This is a genomic window from Paraburkholderia sp., from assembly GCF_028283785.1.
GTDB lineage: Bacteria > Pseudomonadota > Gammaproteobacteria > Burkholderiales > Burkholderiaceae > Paraburkholderia.
The window spans coordinates 570,962-592,729 of record NZ_JAPWKB010000005.1; the positions used below are offsets into that span (position 1 = coordinate 570,962).

Consider the following 21,768-nt stretch of genomic DNA (forward strand, 5'->3'; position numbering starts at 1 on the left):
CCATGCAAGCCCGTCTCGACTTCTACAAAGCCAATCCGCACGCAATCAAGGCGATGCTTTCGCTCGAAGAACGCATCGCGCATAGCGACATCGAAAAGTCGCTGGCGGAACTGGTACGGTTGCGCGCATCGCAGATCAACGGCTGCGCCTTCTGCGTCGACATGCACACCACCGACGCGCGCAAGGGCGGCGAAACCGAGCGGCGTCTGGCCACCGTGGTGGTCTGGCGCGAAACGCCCTTCTTCACCGACCGCGAACGCGCCGCGCTCGAATGGACGGAAGCGGTCACGCTGGTTTCCGAAGCGCACGTGCCTGACGCGGTGTGGGAAGCCGTCAAGCCGCACTTCAGCGAAGCGGAACTGGTCGATCTGACCTTGCTGGTTTCGGCGATCAACGCATGGAACCGCCTCGCAATCGCGTTCCGCAAGATGCCGGCTTGATCGAACCCAATACCTGCGTCAGGCATGCGGGATGCTCTGTTGACTGGGACACAAACCAAACAACAGAAGGAGAATCACCATGCCTTATCTACTCGGTTGGCTTCTCGGCGTCCCGGTCATCGTGCTCGTGATCCTGTATCTGATCTTCCACTGACACGCTCGCGATGCACACGTTACCGGCACGCCAGTACGTGACCGCTTAGCCGGTGCACCCGGCCTACGCTGCGCTGAAACATGGCGCGCCGCGCTTCCGATAGCCCGGCGCGCACGAAGGACGCCGTTCGCACGGCGTCCTTTTTTACGTCCGGCACGCGAGCGGGCTGCGATAGACATCGCTACTTCGCATCACGCGTCATACGCGCGTTGCAAACGCGGCCCATGCGTGTGAACCACGGCGTGTAAATCTGACGCAAGCCCGCTTCAAACGCGCACCACGTCCCCCGTGTTTCAACAAATCGCCCATTCGACACGCTTCACTCGCGGCAGTGTGCGCGGTCGCACTTTGATGCGATTTGCCGCCTTCTACAATGGCACCAGTATGACGAAGCCCGATGCACGCAGCGGCTTGCGATTCATCAGACCTTCGCCCGATTTCGCAGCATCCAAACCACACACGACACTGAATAAAAGGCGGTACCGATGGCAAACGGCGAACTGATGTTGTCGCACATCGACATCGTAAAAGCGGTCATCACGCATCAGGATATTCACGAAGGATGCTGGTGTCTCAACATCAACTTCAACGTGTCGGCGACGCACGGCGGGCAGGTGCCCGATCCATGCGTGGCGTTGTCGATTACGGGTATCGGCATCATGCGCGCGGACCGGAATAATCCGATGGCAGTGGATGCGTCGGTGTTCAATCCCGCGCCGCCGCCGAAGGCCGTGCCGATTCAGGCGACCAACGGCACCCGCGTGCCGCTGAACGGCTCGCTCGGTTCGACGAAGATCCACTTTGGTCCAGCCGCGTATCGCAGTGTTGCCGTGCAAAGTGCAGCGGCCGATCGGGATAAATGACGACGCGCGGTTGAACGCATGGCGTCAAGCGCCAGGCGAGCAGCGGCCGCCGGCATCTACCGCGTCAAGCCGTCGACCACGCGACACACGCGGCATACGCTGCGGGCGCGTCGAGCCAGGCGGCTTCGAGTGTCGGCGGATGATCGAGCGTCCAGTGGCGCGCGACGACGTGCATCCCGTCGCGCGGCAACACGGCGAGCCGCGGTAACCCGCCCGCGATACCCACGCCGATCGCTTTCAGCAACGCCTCTTTCGCCGACCACGCATCGTAAAAGGCACGCAACTGCGCATCCGCGTCCAGGCTGTCGATCCACGCGATCTCGCTGCCGGTCAGCGTTGCGCGCGACAGCGAGCGCCACTCGACGCGCTCGCTATGCTGCTCGATATCCACGCCCACGCGCCGCTGATCCGACAACGCGATCAATCCGTAAGCGCCCGAATGCGAGACGTTGAAATCGGGCGCACACACGGCGCCATGCGCAGACTGCGTCACGCAAGGCCGGCCGTTTTCGCCCGACGCGAAGCGCACATCGCGTGCTGCGATGCCGAGTCGCGCGGACAGCAGATCGCGTAACGCCGCACGCACCGACGCAAATCGCAGCGTGTCTTCGTGACGATAGAAACGTTGGGCGCGCGCACGTTCGTCGGTGGAGAGCGCGGCGAATGCCGCGTCGTCGAGCGTAGCGTCGAAGTCGATCTCGACGCGCACGACGTCGAGATCGGACGGGCCGCCGTGCGGCAAGGAAACAGTTCTTACGCGGTTCATGGACAAAGCAATCGGCGCCAGGCGGTCACGGGAAGATTCGCGAAAGCATACGTGAATCCGTGCCGCGATGACGCGATGTCCCAGCCGGCTCCGCATGCTTCGCCGGCCGCGAGCAATCGTCAGCGTGCCCTTGCGTGTGCCGCCGCGCCTTTCGGCACGCCCATCAGCAATGCCACAGCACTCACCACCAGCAACGCAGTCAGCACGTATAGCGCGTTATCCATGCTGCCCGTATGCGTCTTGATCTGACCGATCACCCACGGACTGACGATGCCGCTCGTGATGCCGATACTGCTGATCAACGCGATCCCGGCCGCCGCCGTCGAACTGGGCAGGAACGCGGACGGCACGGTCCAGAAGATCGGCAATGCAGCAAAAATCAACACAGCGGCGATCGACAGCAACGCGAGCACGACGGCGAAACTGCCCGGATGCAAGGTCAGCAACGACAACGCGACACCGCCGCCGATCGTGCACACCGCGAAGTGCTTGCGACGCTCGGCGCGCCGGTCGGAATGCCGCGCGATCAGAATCAGCCCGACTGCACCGACGGCATTCGGAATCGCCGAATACAGGCTGATCGACAGCACATCGCGAATGCCGAAGTCGCGGATCATCAGCGGCATCCAGAAACTCAGCGTCAACGACGCGCACGTCAGCGAAAAATAGATGAACGCGAACAGATAAACACGCGGATCGCGCAGCGCAGCCGACAGTGCCCGCGACGAATGCGCGTGCTCGTGATGACCGCGCTGGCTGTCCGCGTTGGCGCGGTCCGCGGCGCGTTGCGCGTCCAGATAGTCTTTTTCGTCGCGGCTCAGCCACTTCGCATCCTGCGGCCCATCGACCAGCCACACGCCCGCCAGCACGCCCAGCACAATGGCAGGCGCGCCTTCGATCACGAACATCCATTGCCAGCCGTACATGCCGAGCACGCCTTGCATGTCGCGCATGATCCAGCCCGACACCAGACCGCCGAGCACACCCGCTACCGCGACGCCCGCGAAGAACAGCGACAGCACCGCCGCACGCCGACGCGCCGGGAACCAGTACGTCAGATACAGCACGATGCCGGGGAAAAAGCCCGCCTCGAACACGCCGAGCATGAAGCGCAGCGCATAGAAATGCGCGGGTTTCGACACCAGCATCATGCCGACCGATGCGATGCCCCACAGCAGCATGATCCGCATGAACGTGCGACGCGCGCCGAAACGCGCGAGCAGCATATTGCTCGGCACTTCGCACAACACGTAGCCGATATAGAACACCGCCGCGCCGAGCCCGTACATCGCATCGCTGAAACCGAGATCGTGCTTCATCTGCAATTGCGCAAAGCCGATATTGATCCGGTCGAGAAACGACACGACATAACAGACGAACAGAAACGGCACGATGCGCAAGGCGACCTTGCGATAAATCCGATCGTCGTAGCTGGACGCGTGCGCATCCGACCCGGCGGCTGGCGCGAGTGTGGAATTCATCTGAGTCTCCAAACAGGAAGGGGCCGACGAACCCGTTCGCGTGAACGGGCTCGCGTGCTGTCTACGGCGTCTGACGCGCCTCGATATGTCGGACCGAAGGTCCGCCTGATGCGTGATTGCGCTTGTCGGCTGATCGCTGCCCGACGCGCGTGCTTTACGCCGCGAGCGGCGCCGACGCGTTCGCGTGCGTGCAACCGTGGCGCATCGTTTTCATCCGCGCTGCGCCGTCGCGGGCGTGTTGCATCGCTTCGAGCAACACCGCGTGGTCGCCGATGTGATTGGCCAGCAGCAAAATCAACTGCGCGTTGGCCGACTGACTCTGCGCATCGTCGAAATCACGATGCATATCGATCAGCGCTTCGTAGAAATCATCGGGACGTGTCAGGTTGGGTTGCGTGTTCAGTGTCATGGCTGTCTCCGTGCTCTTTATCTGTTCCATCCGGTCCGATGCGGCGTCACGCGCTGCCTGCCACACCGAGCGCGCGCTGCAACGCGGCTTCGACGTCGCCGTTCCGTGGGTTGCGCCAGCGCGCGCAGACATGCTGATCCGGGCGAATCAGGTAGCACGTACCGGGCGTCGCGTCGTAACGTTTCGCGACGAGGCCGTCGGTATCGGTCAGTACGGTTACGCCGTCGATGTGCATCGCATCGCCTGGCGCGACCACGACGGTCAGCGCGAGCGGAATCGCCGAGCCGCGCAGGCCGGCGAGCAAGTTTCGCGTGACGTCGTCGAGACCGTTCGCGTCGCAGAACACCACGCCGGTAAAGCGCTGGCCGATCTGTCCGAGCAACCACGCCGCCTGGCCGTTCAGTTCCACGGGCGCATCGGCGCACGACGCGCCCGGCACCATCTGTCCGTCGAACGCATCGCGGTCCGGCGTATTCAGCGTCGAGTCATGCAGCACCGCAGGCACCGACAGACGGCCGCTGTTGGTCAGTTGACGCGCAAAAGCGTGCTCGCGTGCGAGCATCAGCACGGCGTCGCGGAACACGCGACTGGCCGCGCTTTTCGGCGTGATGAAATCGGTGGAACGGGTGGAGTTGCGGATGTTTTCGTCGGCGGCGAATTCGCGTTCGCTCGCATACGTGTCGAGCAAACTGTCGGGCGCATGGCCGTCGAGCACCATCGCGAGCTTCCACGCCAGGTTTTCCGCGTCCTGCACGCCGCTGTTCGCGCCGCGCGCGCCGAACGGCGAGACGCCATGGGCGGAATCGCCCGCGAACAGCACATTGCCATGGCGGAACTGGTCCATGCGCATGCACGAAAACGTGTAGACGCTGACCCATTCCAGTTCGAATTTGGCGTCGGCGCCGAGCAATGCGCGCACACGCGGAATCACGCGCTCCGGTGTTTTTTCGAGCACGGGATCGGCATCCCAGCCCAGCTGAAAATCGATCCGCCACACGTTGTCCGGCTGACGATGCAGCAACACCGACTGATTCGGATGAAACGGCGGATCGAACCAGAACCAGCGCTCGGTCGGGAAATCGGCTTCCATCTTCACGTCCGCGATCAGGAAACGATCCTTGAACGTGCGGCCGCGCGAGTCGAGGCCCATCAACTGACGGATCGGGCTGCGCGAACCGTCGGCGGCGATCACGTAGCGGCCTTGCAGCGCGTACGGTCCATCCGGCGTTTCGACGGTCAGCGTGACCGACGCATCGGCACGACCCGGCGTGCCTTGCTGGCAAATGCCCGTGACCTTGTTCTTCCAGCGAATCTCCAGGTTCGGCAATTCGCGCGCGCGGTCGAACAGAAAGCCTTCGACGTAATACTGTTGAAGATTGATGAACGCCGGCCGATGATGCCCGGCTTCCGGTTGCAGATTGAACGTGTAGACCAGTTCGTCTTGCAGGAATACCTTGCCGACGTTCCAGCTGATGCCTTTGTCCACCATTCGCTGACCGCATCCGAGGCGATCGAAGATATCCAGCGAGCGCTTCGAAAAGCAGATTGCGCGCGAGCCCGTCGACAGCGAGCAATCGTCGTCGAGCAGCACGACCGGCACGTTCTGTTGCGCGAGATCGATCGCAGTCGCGAGGCCGACCGGCCCCGCGCCGACCACGATCACCGGATACTCCGTTTGCGCATCGCCGGGACCGTGATCCTGCTCGCGGCACCGCCGATAGTCGAACGACAGCGTCTGATAGTTGATGTCCACCGTGTGTCTCCTTCTGTCTCTTTCGTGCGTGCCGCTTTCTGCGTGCTACGTACTGCGTGCGCGTGGCGCCGAAGCCGTCAGGCTTGCAACGCGTCCCACATGTCCTTGTCGCGCTGCGCTGTCCAGATGCGCGGATGCGTGATGCCGCTCGCTTCGTCGAAGGCGCGCGACACATCGAACGGCAGGCAATGCTCGTAGATAAACACGTGGCCGAACTTCGGGTCCATCGCCTTGCGCGTGTGCGCCATCGCGTCCTTCAGGTCGAGCTTCATCTCGACGGCTTCGCGGCCTTGCTGAAGCAACGTGGTGACGAAATCCTTCGTGTAATCGAGGCCTTTGTTGACCAGTTCCGGCGTGGTCAGCGCGGGGCCGCGTCCCGGCACGAGCTGTTGCGGTTCCAGCGCGCGCAACGCTTCGAGCGTGGCCGGCCATTGTTCGAGTTGTGCGTCGCCGCAATAGCAGGCCGCGTCGTATTCGACCAGGTCGCCGGAGAACAACACCTTTTGCGACGGCAGCCACACGATCGTGTCGCCCTTCGTATGTCCAGCGCCGAGATGCGCGATGCGCACTTCCAGCTTACCCAGATATAGCGTGATTTCCTTCTCGAACACCAGCGTCGGCCACGTCAGGCCCGGCACCGTTTCGACGCCCGCGAACAGACGCGGAAAGCGCTCGATTTCCGACTTCATATCGGCTTCGCCGCGCTCGACGATCATTTCGTACGTGCCGCGACTCGCGATGACCTGCTGCGCGCCTTCTTCGAAGTACGCGGACGCGCCCAGCACCCGCACCGCGTGATAGTGCGACAACACTACGTATTTGATCGGCTTGTCGGTGACGCTGCGGATTCTCGCGATCAGGTCTTGCGCCATCGCGGGCGTCGCCGTCGTATCGACGATCAGCACACCGTCATCGCCGATGATCACACCCGAGTTCGGATCGCCTTCCGTGGTGTACGCGTACGCGTTTTCGGAGAGCTGGGTCCACGTGACCTTCTTTTCTTCGAGGTCGGCTTGGGATGCGAATGCTTTGGCCATCGTTGTCTCCATCATGAGTGAGATGTGAGGCGAGACGGCCGTCTGCGCGGCGCGCAACGTGCGACGCCGACCAAGCATTGGGAGGAATGTCTCGCCCCGAATTTTTTACTCTGTTGATGCACCGGTGTATCGGGGTGAGCTCATCTTAATCCCGGCGTTATATTTGTCAATAGCGAATTGTGTTGCTATACGCAAATTCAACGCATCCACGGACGATGCTCGGGGAAAGCCCTGGCTTCGTTTAACATGGACCTTTTTTCGACCAGAGCGATACGCGTGACGACAGCAGCAAAACCGGGCAGGCGCGGCGGCAGCAAGGCAAGCGTCGTCAAGGCCGACGCCACCGACAGCACCGCCGCCACGGCCGTGAGCGAGGGCAAGACGCAGCGCGGCATCCAGAGCGTCGAAGTGGGCGGCCGTTTGCTGCAGGCGCTCGCGCACGCGCGCGGGCCGCTGGCGCTGTCGGATCTGGCCGCGAGTGCTCAACTCGCGCCGGGGCAGGCTCACGCGTATATGGTCAGCCTGACGCGGCTCGGTTTGCTGAAGCGCGACGCGCTATCCGGACGCTACGAACCGGGACCGCTCGCGCTGCGGCTGGGCCTGTTGCATCTCGAACAGCAACCGGCGTTTCGCGCCGCCGTGCCGAGCGCGGCCGCGCTGGCCGAAACCGTCGGCTTCAGCGTCGCGATCTGCATTGCCGGGCCGCAAGGGCCGACCATCGTGCGCTATGAAAACGCCGGCTTTCCGCTGCATGTGAACCTGCATGTCGGCACCGTGATGTCGCTGCCGGCGACATCGACCGGGCGTGTGTTCTGCGCTTTTCTCGACGATGACGCGATTCGCGCGATGTGGGTGAACCAGTCGGGTGCGACCGATCAGCCGCTGGTGCCGGACGCCGAACGATCCGCCTTCGACGCCACGCTCGACGCGATCCGCACACGCGGACTGGAGCGCAGCGTCGATGCGCCGAGTCCCGGCATCAGCAGTCTGAGCGCGCCGGTTCTCGACGCGAACGGCGCGCTTCGGCTCGCGTTGACGGTGATCGGCTCGACCGGCGCGATCGACGTCAAATGGAACGGACCCGTCGCGCGCGCGCTGCTGGATGCGACGCGGGATATCGGCGCGGCGCTGGGTGCCGCGTCGGGTGCATCCTTCGATCCATCCTCCCGCGCAGCGGACCTCCCATCGTGATCGATACCGTGAAATCCACCTTCAATCCCGAACCCGACGCGAACGCCGATTCCGACGCGCGGCAACAGCGCGGCATCCAGTCGCTCGACAGCACCGGCGACCTGCTCGCGGCACTCGTGGCGGCGGGACGGCCGCTGAATCTGCGCGATCTGGCCGCCGCCGCGGGCATGCCGTCGGCGAAGGCGTTCGCGCATCTGGTGAGCTTGCAGAAAATCGGGTTGCTCGCTCGCGATGCCGCCGGATGTTACGAGGCGGGGCCGCTCGCGCTGTCGTTGGGATTGATCGGATTGCAGCGTTTGTCGCCGACGCGCGAAGCCGAACCGGAGATCGTCGAACTCGCGGCGACGACCGCGATGAGCGTCGCGCTGGCGGTGTTGGGACCGCTCGGGCCGACCGTCGTACGGCTCGAAGAATCGGCCCGGCCGACGCATGTGAGCTTGCGGGTCGGCACCGTGATGTCGATGGTCAATACGGCGATCGGCCGCGTGTTTGCCGCGACGGTCGCGCACGAAGTCCGCGACGGCCTGCTTGCCGACGACGCGCTGCGTCTCGCCGGCGCGCAGTCGCCGGAGATTTTCGTGGCGCCGCCGTCAGGGGCCGCACCGGCCGGCGCGTTGCTGCCGCGTTACGCGCAACGGCTCGACGCGGTTCGCGCGCGCGGTATCGATACCGCGTTGAGCAAGCCGATTCCCGGTATCGACACGCTGGCCGCGCCGGTGTTCGATCACACCGGCAATGTCTGCCTCGTGGTCGCGTTGATGGGACCGGCAGGAAGTTTCGACAGCGCGCTGAACGGCGATCCCGCGACGACGCTGACCGCCGCGACGCAACGCTTATCACGGCGGTTTGGCTGGATGGGCGCAACGCCGGCACCGCGCGGCCAGCCCGAAATTTGACACGCTTGCCCGATCGATCGCCGCGCCCGATCATGATGATCGTGGACGCCGGCTGGCGTGTTCGACGCCGTCGACACGGTGACCCGATCCTGAACGAAGACCTATGGACGAAGTCGATAAATTGAAGCGCGCGGTGTCATGGCTCCGGGATGCCGACGGTGTGCTCATCACGGCGGGCGCGGGGATGGGCGTCGATTCGGGCCTTCCCGATTTTCGCGGCGCAGAAGGCTTCTGGCGGTCGTATCCGGCGTTACGCAGGCATCAGCTCACGTTTCAGGACATGGCGAATCCGCGCACGCTGGTCAAGTCGCCGACGCTGTCGTGGGGCTTCTACGGTCACCGCCTTCAGTTGTATCGGAAGACCGTGCCTCACGCCGGATTTCAGATCTTGCTCCAATGGGCAGCGCGCACATCGCGTCGCGCGGCCGTCTTCACCAGCAATGTCGATGGACAGTTTCAGCGCGCGGGGTTTCCCGACGATGCCGTCGCCGAATGTCACGGCTCCATCCACATGATGCAGTGCTCGGAAGTCTGTACGGACGCGCTGTGGTCGGCGGCGAGTTTCGATCCCGTCGTGGACGAAGCCGAGTGCCGCCTGCTCAACGCGCTACCGACCTGCCCGCATTGCGGCGCGGTCGCGCGGCCCAATATCCTGATGTTCGGCGACTACGACTGGATCGCGCTGCGCACGGAAGCGCAGGAATCGCGTCTGAACGCGTGGCTTGCGTCGGTGCAACGCCCCGTCGTGGTCGAGATCGGCGCGGGGAAAACCATTCCGACCGTCCGGAATTTCAGTGAACGGGCCGGGCCGCGCGTGATCCGCATCAACCCGAAAGACTCGGGTATCGCCGCGCATCGCGGCGTCGGATTTGCAGCAGGCGCGCTCGACACGCTGACGCGGCTCAACGAGGCGCTCGACAACGTCTAGCCGACGCCGTCGTCATGCGACAACCGCGCCTTCGCCACGCGCATTTTCTCCAGCGTCTTCGGTCCCAGACGTAACGCGACGCCGATCGCCAGCGCGTCCATGATGCACAGATGCACGAGCCGCGACACGCCCGGCGTATGCGGATCGATCGCGCTCGGCACGCGCAGCAGCAGCGGAATATCCACCAGCCACGCAAGACGCGAACCGACGTTGGTCAGCGCGATCGTCGTCGCGCCACGCTCTTTCGCAATCTGGATGCTCTCGTTCACCTCGACGCTGCGCCCCGCATGCGAGATCGCAAACGCGACATCGCCCGGTTCCATCAAACCCGCGTACAGGCGCTGAAGATGCGCGTCGGTGAATGCGCTGGTCGGAATATCGAGCCGCAAAAAGCGCAGCGCCGCGTCTTGCGCGACCAGCCCCGAACCCGAGCCCACACCGAAAAACACCACGCGCCGCGCGGTCGCCAACGCCGCAATCGCGGTCTCGACAACTGCCGGGTCCAACGCGCTGCGCGCATGCGTGATGCCGTCGATCGCCGCCTCGCCGACCTTGTCGAACAGCGTCTGCACGTCGTCGTCACGGGCGATCGCCGTCGATGCATACGGCATGCCGCCCGCCACGCTCTGCGCCAGTTGCACCTTGAAATCGCGCAGACCGTGCGCGCCGACCGCACGGCAAAAGCGCGTCACCGACGGCTCCGACACATCGGCGCGCTGCGCGATCTCGGTAATGCTCGCGCGCATCGCGAAATCGACGTCGCTCAGCACCATTTCGGCAACCTTGCGCTCGGCCGGACGCAAGCTGTCCAGCGCGCTACGCAAATGAGGAATCAGGTTCGGTGCGGACAACAGGGACGTCCTTGTCAGTTCAGGGTCGGGAATCCGCGTCACGTCACGGCGTGGATGCGCCGGGTCAGTTTCACGCGAGCCTTCGACCACTTGCGGTGTCGAACAGATGCATATGCGCGGCCGGCAAATCCAGCATCACGCGCTGACCGGGTTCGAATTGCGCGCGCTGACGCGTCGTCACGCACCACACGTTGCCGCCGATCTTGCCGTACAGATGCGTTTCCGCTCCGGTCGGTTCGGTGACGTCGATTTCCATCGGCACGCCTTCGCCGCCGAAGATCGCGATATGTTCGGGCCGCACGCCGAGCGTGATCTTTGCGCCCGCCTTCGCCATCGACGACTGCGCGGCGTCGCGCGGCACTGCGATTTCGCTGCCGTCTTCGAGTTTCAGCGCGAGCCCTTGCGCGCCATCGACGATCACGCCTTCGGCAAAATTCATCGACGGCGAACCGAGAAAACTCGCGACGAACAGGTTGGCCGGACGGTCGTAGAGTTCGAGCGGACGACCCATCTGCTCGATGCGCCCCGCGTTCATCACCACGATCCGGTCGGCCATCGTCATGGCTTCGATCTGGTCGTGCGTGACGTAAATCACCGTGTTTTTCAGGCGTTGATGCAGCGCCTTGATTTCCGTGCGCATCTGCACGCGCAGCTTCGCGTCGAGGTTCGACAGCGGCTCGTCGAACAGAAACAGCGACGGCTCGCGCACCACCGCACGGCCCATCGCAACCCGTTGACGCTGGCCGCCGGACAACGCGCGCGGCAAACGGTCGAGATAGCCGCTGAGGTTCAGCATCTTCGCGGCGGCCTCGATGCGCGGTTTGAAACTCGACGCGGACTCCTTGCGGATGCGCGGGCCGAAAGCGATATTTTCGTAGACCGACAGATGCGGATACAGCGCATAGCTCTGGAACACCATCGAGATATTGCGCTGCTGCGGCGCAAGCGAATTGGCGCGCGTACCGCCGATCATCAGATCGCCGCCGCTGATTTCCTCCAGCCCGGCGACCATCCGCATCAAGGTGCTTTTGCCGCAACCCGACGGACCGACCAGCACGACGAATTCGCCGTCGTCGATATTCAGGTCGATGCCGTGCACGACCTGCGTATCGCCGTAACGCTTGAAAATGCCGTTCAGTTGCACTGCTGCCATGCTGTCCTCATCGTCGTGAATCGCGTTATATAGCTTGTTTAAAGGACTAGATCGATTCGAGCGTCAGCTCTTCGGCCATCAGCCGGTTGCCCGCCATCAAGCCGCCGTCGACCGGCAAAGCGACGCCGGTAATCACGCGCGCCATCGGCGAGGCGAGAAACAGCACGGCGTCGGCGATGTCGTCGGGCGTTGCGAAATCGCGCAGCGGATACCACTTCTTCAGTGCGTCGAACACCTGCGGATTCTTGTCCACGCGCGCCTGCCACGCCGGTGTTTTCACCGTGCCCGGACAGACGATATTCGCGCGAATGCCATAGCGGCCGAGTTCCATCGCCAGCGCTTTCGTATAGCTGATCAGACCGGCCTTGGCCGCGCTGTATGCCGGATGCCCGAGCGCCGTCATGCCATTGACCGAGCCGATCAGCACCAGCACGCCGCGCTGCCGTTCGACCATCGACGCGCGCACGGCCTCGACCGTGTGGTACGTGCCGTTCAGGTTCAGATGGACGTCGCGCTGCCATGCAGCGGCGTCGGTGGTGGCGAGCGTCAGACCTTCGGCTGCGCCCGCGTTCGCAACCAGCACGTCCACCGGACCATGCGCGGCGACGGCGCGATCGACCGCCGCTTTGACCGCAACCGGATCGCCGAGATCGGCGACGAGCGGTATCAGCCGCGTCACCGTGTCCGGCGACCCACCCGAACCGGACGATGCGCGATGCTGCTCAGCCGCCAGCGCATCGAGTGCCGCGGCGTCGAGATCGAGCGCGAACACGGTGTCGCCTTCCGCGACGAACCGACGGCACAACGCGCGTCCGATACCGCCGCATGCGCCTGTAACCAACACGATGCGATCCATGACCGTCCTTCGCCGCTTCACACAACGGCTATGTAAATTTCCAACATGCGGGATAAAGACAGTCTGCTGCGCTGAATATCGACAGTTCGGAATCCTGGCCGATGCCGACACAGAAAGCCCTTCGTAACAGCATCTTATGCAAGTTTGCACGGATAAAAAAATATGGTCAGCCCTACGTGACAACATTTTTTTCGTCCTGTAGGATTTTTTCAAACAAACACTAACCCAGCGGCCGGCGACGGCGGCGGACCACCCCAGGAGAGAGAAATGTCGTTGCATGCCCGTGCTTCCCTAACGCTCGGCAAGCTTGCCGCTGCGCTCGCGTTTGCAGGTCTCGCCGTAGCGGCGCACGCCGACACGGTCCGCGTCACCGTCGCCCACTACAGCGACGCCACCGCGCCGTACTTCGAAAAAATGGCCCGCGCTTTCGAGAAGGCCAACCCCGGCACGACGATCAAGATCGAAGACGTGAACTGGGACACGCTGCAACAGAAGCTGCAAACGGACATTTCCGGCAATGCGAACGCCGACCTCGCGATTGTCGGCACGCGCTGGTTGCTCGACTTCGTGAAGGACGACGTCGCCGAGCCGCTCGACGGCTACATGGACGCGAACTTCAAGGGCCGCTTCATCAGCCCGTTCCTCGCACCGGGCCAGATCAACGGCAAGACCTATGGCTTGCCGATCGCCGCTTCCGCGCGCGCGCTGTACTACAACAAGGATCTGCTCGCATCGGTCGGTTATCCGAACGGTCCCAAGACGTGGACCGATGTGATCGACGCGTCGAAAAAGCTGAAGGCGAAGGGCGTGGCCGGTTTCGGGCTGCAAGGCAAGGAAATCGAAACCGACGTGTATTACTACTACGCGCTGTGGACCAACGGCGGCGACCCGATCGGCAAGAACGGCAAGGCCGCGTTCAACTCGCCGGCCGGCGTGAAGGCCGCAACGATGTACAAGCAGATGATCGACGAAGGTCTGACGCAACCGGGCGTGACCGGCTATAGCCGCGAGGACGTGCAAAACCTGTTCAAGCAGGGACGTGTCGCGATGGTGATTTCCGCGCCGTTCCTTGCCAAGCAGATCAAGAAGGAAGCGCCGAACCTGAAATACGGCATCGATCCGATTCCGCAAGGAACGAATGCGGCGACCTATGCCGTCACCGATTCGATCGTGATGTTCAAGAATTCGAAGGTGAAGAAAGACGCGTGGAAGTTCCTCGACTATCTGTTCACGAAGGAGCCGCGTGTCGAGTTCACCAGCACCGAAGGTTTCCTGCCGACCACGAAGGCCGAATCGACCGATCCCGCATTTGCCGATCCGGACACGAAGGCATTTGTCGCGTTGCTGCCTACCGCCAAATTCGCGCCGACGGTGACGGGTTGGGAAGACACCGCGAAGGCCGTGACGAACGCGATGCAATCGGTGTATCTGGGCAAGGCCAAACCGGCCGACGCGCTGAACGCCGCAGCAACCGAAGCGAACAAATCGCTCGGTAAATAAGGGCTTTTCTGTCGACGCATGCGGGTTGATGCGGACACGTCGCGCGCCACTTGACCGGGTGGCGCGCGACGGCTTTCGAGGTTCGTTGCGGTCAGTTTGCAACCGTGTCGCCGCTGTCAGTTCCCCTGTGTTTTCGCCACGCTTCACCGGCCCATTCCGACTCGCGAGCTATTGCGGCATCGCGTGTCTTACGATCGAGCACGCATGAGCCGTTCCGCATCCCCGCCCACTACCACGCGCGTATCGCCGCGCGTGTCCACGCCCTGGCTGCTGATTGCGCCGAGTCTGATACTCGCGCTGTTCATCATCAGTTATCCAATTTTCAACATCGTGTGGCAGTCGCTTCACGAGGTGTCACGCTTCGGCGCGATTCGCGATTTCACCGGCTTCCAGAATTTCATCGACGTGTTCGACGACCCGGTGTTTCTCGAAGCCGCGCGTCGCACGCTCGTGTGGACCGCGTGCGTCGTGATCGGCACGGTGGTGAGTTCGGTGCCGGTCGCGCTGATCCTGAATCAGGACTTTTACGGACGCGGCATTGCACGCACGATCGTGATGCTGCCGTGGTCGGTGTCATTGACGATGACCGCCGTGGTATGGCGCTGGTCGTTCAACGACGACTATGGGATGGTGAACGTGACATTGCAACGGCTCGGTTTGATCAGTGGGCCGATCCATTGGCTCGCGACCCCTGAGCTTGCGTTTCCGGTGGAAATCGCCGTGGGCATTCTGGTGTCGATCCCATTTACGGTGACGATCTTGCTGGGCGGTTTGTCGTCGGTGCCGGGCGACATTTACGAAGCCGCGCGCATCGACGGTGCGAGTGCATGGCAGCAATTCGTGAAGCTGACCTTGCCGCTGCTAAAGCCGTTCATCAACATGGCGATTTTGTTGAATGTGATTTACGTGTTCAATTCGTTTCCGATTATCTGGGTGATGACGCAAGGCGGTCCGGACAACGGCACGCACATTCTGGTGACGTATCTGTACGAGCTTGGTTTCAGGCTTGGCCGTCCCGGCCAGGCGGCCGCCGTCTCGCTGATCATGCTGGTGATGCTGTTTGTATTTTCGATTGCGTATTTGCGTTTGCAGCCGTCGAAGGAAGGGGACACCGCATGAACCTGAAGATGAGGCGGACGGTGTGGTGCTGGCTGGCGCTATCGCCGTTGATCGTGGTCGTGCTGTTTCCGTTTGCGGTGATGTTTTTCACCGCGCTGAAGCCATCGACCGAAGTATTTGTTTATCCCGCGCGATGGTTGCCGGTGCATTGGCGCTGGCAGAACTTTATCGACATGTGGGTGGCTGCGAATTTCGGCGTGGCGTTACGCAACAGCACGGTGATCAGTTTGTTGTCGACCGCACTGGCACTGGCCGTGAGTTTGCCGGCGGCTTATGCGCTGGCGCGTTTTCCGTTTCGCGGACGCGGTTTTTACCGTCAGTTTTTGCTGGTCACGCAGATGTTGTCGCCGATCTTGCTGGTGGTTGGACTATTCCGTCTTGCCGCGATGATTCCTTACGGCGATGGCAATCTGGTGGATTCGAAGATTGGCGTGATCGTCTCGTATGCCGCGTTCAATATTGCGTTTGCGGTGTGGATGTTGTCGTCTTACTTCGCGACCGTTCCGCGAGATCTTGAGGAGTCGGCGTGGCTGGAGGGATGTAGCCGGACGCGGGCCGTGTTCAAGGTGTTTTTGCCATTGGCCGTGCCGGCGATCGTCGTTACCGCGATCTTTACTTTTATTAATGCGTGGAATGAGTTTGCGGTTGTTTATACGTTGATCCGGTCCCCTGAGAACAAGACGTTGACGGTTCAGGTGACGGATATGGTGGCGGGGAAATATGTGGTGGAGTGGCATCTGGTGATGGCCGCTACGTTGTGTGCGACGTTGCCGGTGTCGGTTGTTTTTGCCTGGTTGCAGAGGTATCTGGTTAAGGGGTTGGCGTTGGGGGCGGTGAAGTAGTTGGTACGCATTTTTTTTGGTTTTTTCATTTTTGGGGTTTTTGGGGTTTTGGGTTTTTTTGGGTTCTGCGGGTGTTGGGTTGGTTGGTTTTGCGCTTGCGTGCGTGGCCTGTTTTCACGCTGGTACGCCTGGATCGTCCCTGTGCGGGACCGCACCTACTTTTCTTTGCTCGCGCAAAGAAAAGTAGGGGAAGGTCTGCAAAAGTCCTGACATTGACGCGAGCATGGACTATCCTGGGCTCAGGGGAATTCAGGGAGTGACGTGATGACGCAACTTGGTCTGGGTCTGGATCTTTCGACGAAGCGCACCCGCAAGCGCGAATTTCTCGACGAGATGACACGCGTGGTGCCATGGCAGAAGCTGATTGCGCTCATTGAGCCGCACTACCCTAAAGGCCGCACTGGCCGTCCGCCGTTTGCGCTTGCGACGATGCTGCGCATTCACTTCATGCAACAGTGGTTCAGTCTCTCGGACCCGGCCATGGAGGAGGCGTTGCATGACATTCCGCTGTATCGGGAGTTCGCGTTGCTGGACGCTGGCATGACGCGCCTGCCCGACGAGAGCACGATCCTGCGGTTCCGGCACCTGCTTGAGGAACATCAACTGTCGGCCAGGATGCTGGCGACGGTCAACGAACTGCTGGAGGCGAAAGGCCTGATGCTCAAGGTGGGCTCGGCCGTCGACGCGACGTTGATTGCCGCGCCCAATTCAACGAAGAAGCCCGGCACGCGAGACCCCGAGATGAAGCAGACGCAAAAGGGCGGCAGCTGGCACTTCGGGATGAAGGCGCATATCGGAGTCGATGCCGAATCGGGTCTGGTGCATACGGTCAAATGCACGCCGGCGAACGTCCACGACGTCACGGTGGCGCACGCGCTGCTGCACGGCAAGGAGACGGTTGCCTTCGCCGATGCGGGTTATGTGGGCATCGGCAAGCGGGGCGAAACAGGTGCGGTTGAGTGGCACGTCGCGATGAGGCTGAGCAAGCGGCGAAAGCTGGACAGAAGCCAGCGGCTCGACAGGATTTACGACGAGATCGAGCGGCTCAAGGCGGGCGTGAGAGCGAAGGTGGAGCACCCGTTCCGGGTACTGAAATGTCAGTTTGGATATGTGAAGGCGCGGTATCGGGGACTGGCGAAAAACACGGCGCAAATCGAAACGCAGTTCGCGCTGGTCAATCTCTGGATGGCGCGCAGGAAGCTGACAGCACAATAAAGCAAGGAAACCCGGCGCGCGTGCCAGTAAGACGCACGCTCGGTAGCGCTTCGGCCGGCGTGAAGGATGACGCGATCTTCACGCTGAGCGCACCGGTTAGAAATCCGAAGCAGAAAATGGGTTATTCAGACCTTCCTAGGCAAAAGAAAGCGCGTTTACCTCGCGCTTCGTAGCGAGTGGCGCCTAGTAATTATCGGGTAGTGGACCGCGCACGATTTGAGTTTCCGCACCGCTTAACTTGGTGACAAGGCAGTCATTCGTTCCGGCTGTTCGCTCCGCGACAGCCGACGGGCACAGCCCCGTCTTTATCTCTTAGCGCCATTCGCGCGCTGCACTCCGTCCGTCACAAAACCCACTTTCCTGGCATGCGCCGGGTTGGTCGCGCGCGCAAAATTCCAGGCCAATCAGAATGCCGAAACCATCGTGAAGGCGGGTGAATGCCGTGGCGCAAACTGGGCCTTGAGTCGGACGCTGGAATGGTCGTGAAGGCGGGCGAATGGCGCGGCGCGAACCGGGCTTTGAGCCGACGCCGGAACCGTCGAAACGGCGCTCAATTAGCGTGGCGAGAACGGGTTTTTGAAGTGGGCTACCGCCGCGAAGCGGGCGGGATGTGCGGGCGCGGACCACCACGAAAAGCCAACCGACCACTCAAAACGTGCGCGGTCCACTACCCGAAAAATACTAGACGCCACTCGCTACGAAGCGGCGGTGTAAACGCGCTTTCTTTTGCCTACTTTTCTTTGCGCGAGCAAAGAAAAGTAGGTGCGGTCCCGCACAGGGACGATCCAGGCAAACCGACGTGAAAACGGGACCAACCAAACCAACCCAACCCAACCCACCCCCAAACCCAAACATCAACAAATCTCAACACCCCCCTCTCCCTGATCCCTGACAATCCGCCCGCTCCAATCTGCGGTCATCGAAAGCAAGCTGATCCGCCGCACTGGGGTGCGACTCAGTACCTTTCGAGCCGCAACGGACTGGAGAAGCGAGATGTCACCCAACCACACCCCGCAGCAGCAAAAGCACCAAAACCAAAACCAAAATCAAAACCAAAACCAAAACCGAACCTTCCCCCAAACGCTGCAAGCAATCCTCCTCCTCACCGCCTGGCTCCTGCCAGGCACCCTCCCCCATGACCCCTGGAAACAGGACGAAACCTACACCTTCGGCATCATCAGCCACATGCTGACGACCGGCGACTTCATCGTCCCGACCAACGCCGGTCAACCGTTCATGGAAAAGCCGCCCTTCTACGACTGGATCGCCGCCGCCATCGCATGGTTGCTCGATGGCTGGCTCCCACTCCACGATGCAGCGCGCCTCGCCAGCACCCTGTTCGCCGCACTCACGCTCTACTGCATCGCACGCATCGCACGTCGCACAACCATTGCCTCGCAAGGCGAGCACATCCGCGTGATCGGCACGCTCGCGCTGTTCGCGGGCACACTCGTCGTCATCAAACACTCGCATGACCTGATGACCGACGTTGCGCTGATGGCGGGCACGGCGCTCGGCTTCTGCGGCCTGTTCGAACTCGTGCTGGCGAATACGACACACCCATCCAGCCGATCGTCGAACGACACCGCCTCCGCACTTCGATTCGGTGCGGGTGTCGGTATCGCGCTGATGTCCAAAGGACTCTTCGTGCCACTCGTGTTCGGCGCAACGGTCTGCGTCGTGCTGGTGCTGTACGCGGGTTGTCGCTCCCAGCGCTTCGTTCGTGCACTGGCCGTCGCGGCATCGGCGACGTTGCCGTTCGCGACGATCTGGCCCATCGCGCTGTATCGACGCTCGGAATCGTTGTTCAGGGTCTGGTTCTGGGACAACAACGTCGGCCGCTTCTTCGGCTTCTCCGTGCCGCAACTCGGCGCGGAAAACGACCAGCCGCTCTTTATCGTGCGCGCGGCTTTGTCGGTCGGTTTTCCGGTCGTGCCGCTTGCGTGCGTCACGCTCGCGTCGATTGCATTCGCGTGCGTGCGCGCAAAACATCGTCGCGTTTCGTGCTGGACTCGTTTGAAAGATCCACGCGTCGCGCTGCCCACGATCTTCGCGATGATCGGTTTCGCCGTGCTGCAAATGGCCGCGACGTCGCGACAACTCTATATCCTGCCGTTCATCGCACCCTTGTCGATACTTGCCACGCAAGGCGTCGAACGATTGCCGCAACGGCTGCATACGGTTTGGGATATCGCGAGCCGTCTGCTGTTCGGCAGCTTTGCGCTGCTCGTCTGGTTCTGCTGGTCCACGATGATCGGACCGGCCGAATCGCACGCGCGTTTTCACTGGCTCGGCCGATGGCTTCCGCTCGACTGGATCATGCCGATCCACCCGATGCTGCTCGCGTCGGCGGTCGCACTGACACTCGGATGGTTATGGCTGCTGCCACGCCTCAGATCCACGCACGCATGGCGCGGCGCGTTGAGCTGGACGCTCGGCGCGACGCTCGCGTGGGGATTGGTCGGCACCTTGCTGTTGCCCTGGCTCGACCATGCAAAGAGCTATCGTTCGGTATTCGAGGATCTCGACACACGTTTGCGTAACGAATGGATCGCGGGCGACTGCATGGCGAGCCGCAAACTCGGCGAGTCGGAAGCGCCGATGCTTCTTTACTTCACCGGCATCGAACATCGGCCGGTGCTGTCCGCTCGCGCCGTCGCTTCGACGGCGTGCACGTGGCTGATCGTCCAGGATCGTCGCTCGCATCCGGAAGCACCGGCAGGCACCTGGCGCCTGTTCTGGTCAGGCGCACGTCCCGGCGACACGGACGAATCGCTGCGCGTCTTTATCCGCACCGCGGATTCCGCGTCCTTAAGCGAGGTGTCGGCTTTATCGAACGCTGCCCGCGCAGCTGGAATCTCACGTGTCGCACGTTCTCTTTTGACGCTCCACGATTAAAGCTCTAGTATCTCGGCCTCGCTGTTTTCGACGTGGCCCTGGCGATGTAAGTCACTCGAAAGCACGCGTCCTGCCGCACCCCGAATCACACCAAGTCCAGTCGCACCGGAAGCCGCGAAATCGAATGCGCTTCCGGCGGCTGGCATTGCAGGATCGCGACGTCACTCGCGCGATTCACGCTTTATCACGGAGCTTACGAGTATGAAGAAGTCTTTGCTGGCGATTGCCCTGTCAGGCACTTTCGCGCTGTCCGCACATGCGCAAAATAGCGTCACGCTGTATGGCCTGATCGATACGGGTCTGGTCTATACCAACAATCAAAGCGGCCACAGCAACTGGCAACAATCGAGCAGCACGACCCAGAACACGGTGTTCGGCCTTAAAGGTTCGGAAGATTTGGGCGGCGGTCTGCATGCGATTTTCAAGCTCGAGCAAGGCTTCAATCTGAACAACGGCAGCCAGGCATTTTCCGGCGACGGATTCGGTTCGCAGGCATGGGTCGGTTTGCAAAGCGATCAATACGGCACGGTCACGTTGGGTCGCCAGTTCGACGTGCTCAACGATCTGCTTGGTCCGTTGACGGCGGGCAGCAATGCGTGGGGCGGCAGTCTCGCCGCGCATCCGTTCGAGAACGACAACCTGGCCGCCGATTCGGTCGTGATCAACAATGCCGTCAAATACGTGAGCCCGACGATTCGCGGCGTGACCGTCGAGACCATGTATGCAATGAGCAACAAGGCGGGCGGCTTCTCGAACAATCGCGCGTACGGCTTCAGCGCATCGTATGCGCAAGGCCCGTTGAATCTCGCGGCAGGTTATCTGCAGATGAACAATCCGGGCGGCGGCACGCTCGGCACCAACACCAGCAGCGGCGCAGTGTCGGAAACCGACGGCAGTGCGAACTTCATCGCGCAACGTCAACGGGTATGGGGCGTCGGTGGTAACTATTCGTTCGGTCCCGCAACGGTGGGGCTGGTGTGGAGCCATACGCAGATCGACGATATGTCGAGCGTCATCGCGCTTGGCCTCGGCAGCTACATGCCGCTGGGCGGCACGCTGCGTCTGGATAACTACGAACTCAACGCGAAGTACGCGATCACGCCCGCATGGACCGTGTCCGGCGCGTACACGTTCACCGACGGCGCATACAGCAACGGCTCGACCAACGCGTCGCCGGTGTGGAATTCGGTGATGCTGCAAACGGATTACGCGCTCAGCAAACGCACCGACGTCTACCTCGAAAGCGTCTATCAGCACGTGCATGGCGCGCCCGCCGGTTCGGTGCTCGGCGATGCGATGGTGAACACGCTGTCGCCGTCGTCGACGGGTTCGCAACTGGCGGTCGCCGTGGGCTTGCGTCACCAGTTCTGATCGTCCCGGTCAAACGGAAAAACGGCATGCGCGTCACGCGTCATG

General features: G+C 62.1%; 18 protein-coding genes and 1 pseudogene. 11 read left to right on the forward strand and 8 right to left on the reverse strand.

The features are described 5' to 3' along the window. Positions 1-2 precede the first annotated feature (2 nt). A complete protein-coding gene (locus tag PW947_RS06555) occupies positions 3-440 on the forward strand; it encodes a carboxymuconolactone decarboxylase family protein (RefSeq protein WP_299630254.1) in 438 nt (145 codons plus the stop codon). Positions 441-1,079: 639 nt separating this feature from the next. Continuing rightward, a complete protein-coding gene (locus PW947_RS06560; RefSeq protein WP_299630256.1) occupies positions 1,080-1,457 on the forward strand; it encodes a hypothetical protein in 378 nt (125 codons plus the stop codon). Between the two features lie 64 nt (positions 1,458-1,521). On the opposite strand, the gene PW947_RS06565 is transcribed toward PW947_RS06560, so the two are convergent. The 5 genes from PW947_RS06565 to PW947_RS06585 all read right to left on the reverse strand — a co-directional run bounded on the left by PW947_RS06565 (position 1,522) and on the right by PW947_RS06585 (position 6,903). Beyond that, positions 1,522-2,223, reverse strand: a complete 702-nt coding sequence (locus PW947_RS06565) for a 4'-phosphopantetheinyl transferase superfamily protein (RefSeq protein ID WP_299630258.1) — start codon at positions 2,221-2,223, stop codon at positions 1,522-1,524. Positions 2,224-2,342: 119 nt separating this feature from the next. Continuing rightward, positions 2,343-3,704, reverse strand: coding sequence for an MFS transporter (locus PW947_RS06570; protein WP_299630260.1), 1,362 nt, complete (start codon positions 3,702-3,704; stop codon positions 2,343-2,345). 154 nt (positions 3,705-3,858) lie between these two features. After that, positions 3,859-4,113, reverse strand: a complete 255-nt coding sequence (locus PW947_RS06575) for a DUF2783 domain-containing protein (protein ID WP_299630261.1) — start codon at positions 4,111-4,113, stop codon at positions 3,859-3,861. A gap of 46 nt (positions 4,114-4,159) precedes the next feature. Then, positions 4,160-5,866, reverse strand: coding sequence for an FAD-dependent oxidoreductase (locus PW947_RS06580; RefSeq protein WP_299630262.1), 1,707 nt, complete (start codon positions 5,864-5,866; stop codon positions 4,160-4,162). A 77-nt stretch (positions 5,867-5,943) separates the two neighbouring features. After that, a complete protein-coding gene (locus PW947_RS06585; protein ID WP_299630264.1) occupies positions 5,944-6,903 on the reverse strand; it encodes an MBL fold metallo-hydrolase in 960 nt (319 codons plus the stop codon). A gap of 366 nt (positions 6,904-7,269) precedes the next feature. On the opposite strand from PW947_RS06585, the gene PW947_RS06590 reads away from it, so the two are divergent. The 3 genes from PW947_RS06590 to PW947_RS06600 all read left to right on the forward strand — a co-directional run bounded on the left by PW947_RS06590 (position 7,270) and on the right by PW947_RS06600 (position 9,918). Next, complete coding sequence (locus PW947_RS06590; protein ID WP_299630615.1) at positions 7,270-8,094, forward strand: helix-turn-helix domain-containing protein; 825 nt, start codon at positions 7,270-7,272, stop codon at positions 8,092-8,094. Further along, positions 8,094-8,990, forward strand: coding sequence for a helix-turn-helix domain-containing protein (locus tag PW947_RS06595; protein ID WP_299630616.1), 897 nt, complete (start codon positions 8,094-8,096; stop codon positions 8,988-8,990). Before PW947_RS06590 ends, PW947_RS06595 begins: the two co-directional genes overlap by 1 nt. A gap of 103 nt (positions 8,991-9,093) precedes the next feature. Beyond that, positions 9,094-9,918 carry a Sir2 family NAD-dependent protein deacetylase gene (locus PW947_RS06600; protein ID WP_299630266.1) on the forward strand — a complete coding sequence of 275 codons (825 nt, stop codon included), beginning with the start codon at positions 9,094-9,096 and terminating at the stop codon, positions 9,916-9,918. On the opposite strand, the gene PW947_RS06605 is transcribed toward PW947_RS06600, so the two are convergent. The 3 genes from PW947_RS06605 to PW947_RS06615 all read right to left on the reverse strand — a co-directional run bounded on the left by PW947_RS06605 (position 9,915) and on the right by PW947_RS06615 (position 12,778). Continuing rightward, positions 9,915-10,769, reverse strand: a complete 855-nt coding sequence (locus PW947_RS06605; RefSeq protein WP_299630268.1) for an SIS domain-containing protein — start codon at positions 10,767-10,769, stop codon at positions 9,915-9,917. The genes PW947_RS06600 and PW947_RS06605 overlap by 4 nt on opposite strands. A gap of 70 nt (positions 10,770-10,839) precedes the next feature. Then, entirely contained in the window at positions 10,840-11,922 is a 1,083-nt protein-coding gene (ugpC, locus tag PW947_RS06610; RefSeq protein WP_299630269.1) for a sn-glycerol-3-phosphate ABC transporter ATP-binding protein UgpC, read from the reverse strand. Positions 11,923-11,968: 46 nt separating this feature from the next. Beyond that, positions 11,969-12,778, reverse strand: coding sequence for an SDR family oxidoreductase (locus tag PW947_RS06615; protein ID WP_299630271.1), 810 nt, complete (start codon positions 12,776-12,778; stop codon positions 11,969-11,971). Positions 12,779-13,045: 267 nt separating this feature from the next. On the opposite strand from PW947_RS06615, the gene PW947_RS06620 reads away from it, so the two are divergent. The 6 genes and pseudogenes from PW947_RS06620 (at position 13,046) to PW947_RS06645 (ending at position 21,723) form a co-directional block, all read left to right on the forward strand. Next, positions 13,046-14,278 carry a sugar ABC transporter substrate-binding protein gene (locus tag PW947_RS06620; RefSeq protein ID WP_299630272.1) on the forward strand — a complete coding sequence of 411 codons (1,233 nt, stop codon included), beginning with the start codon at positions 13,046-13,048 and terminating at the stop codon, positions 14,276-14,278. 204 nt (positions 14,279-14,482) lie between these two features. Continuing rightward, entirely contained in the window at positions 14,483-15,397 is a 915-nt protein-coding gene (locus PW947_RS06625; protein ID WP_299630273.1) for a sugar ABC transporter permease, read from the forward strand. Continuing rightward, a complete protein-coding gene (locus PW947_RS06630) occupies positions 15,394-16,239 on the forward strand; it encodes a carbohydrate ABC transporter permease (RefSeq protein ID WP_299630275.1) in 846 nt (281 codons plus the stop codon). Before PW947_RS06625 ends, PW947_RS06630 begins: the two co-directional genes overlap by 4 nt. Positions 16,240-16,503: 264 nt before the next feature. Then, complete coding sequence (locus PW947_RS06635; RefSeq protein ID WP_299630277.1) at positions 16,504-17,454, forward strand: IS5 family transposase; 951 nt, start codon at positions 16,504-16,506, stop codon at positions 17,452-17,454. 1,083 nt (positions 17,455-18,537) lie between these two features. Further along, positions 18,538-20,250 (forward strand): annotated as a pseudogene (locus PW947_RS06640) (glycosyl transferase); the annotation flags it as partial. Positions 20,251-20,553: 303 nt separating this feature from the next. Beyond that, positions 20,554-21,723 carry a porin gene (locus tag PW947_RS06645; RefSeq protein ID WP_299630278.1) on the forward strand — a complete coding sequence of 390 codons (1,170 nt, stop codon included), beginning with the start codon at positions 20,554-20,556 and terminating at the stop codon, positions 21,721-21,723. Positions 21,724-21,768 lie beyond the last annotated feature (45 nt).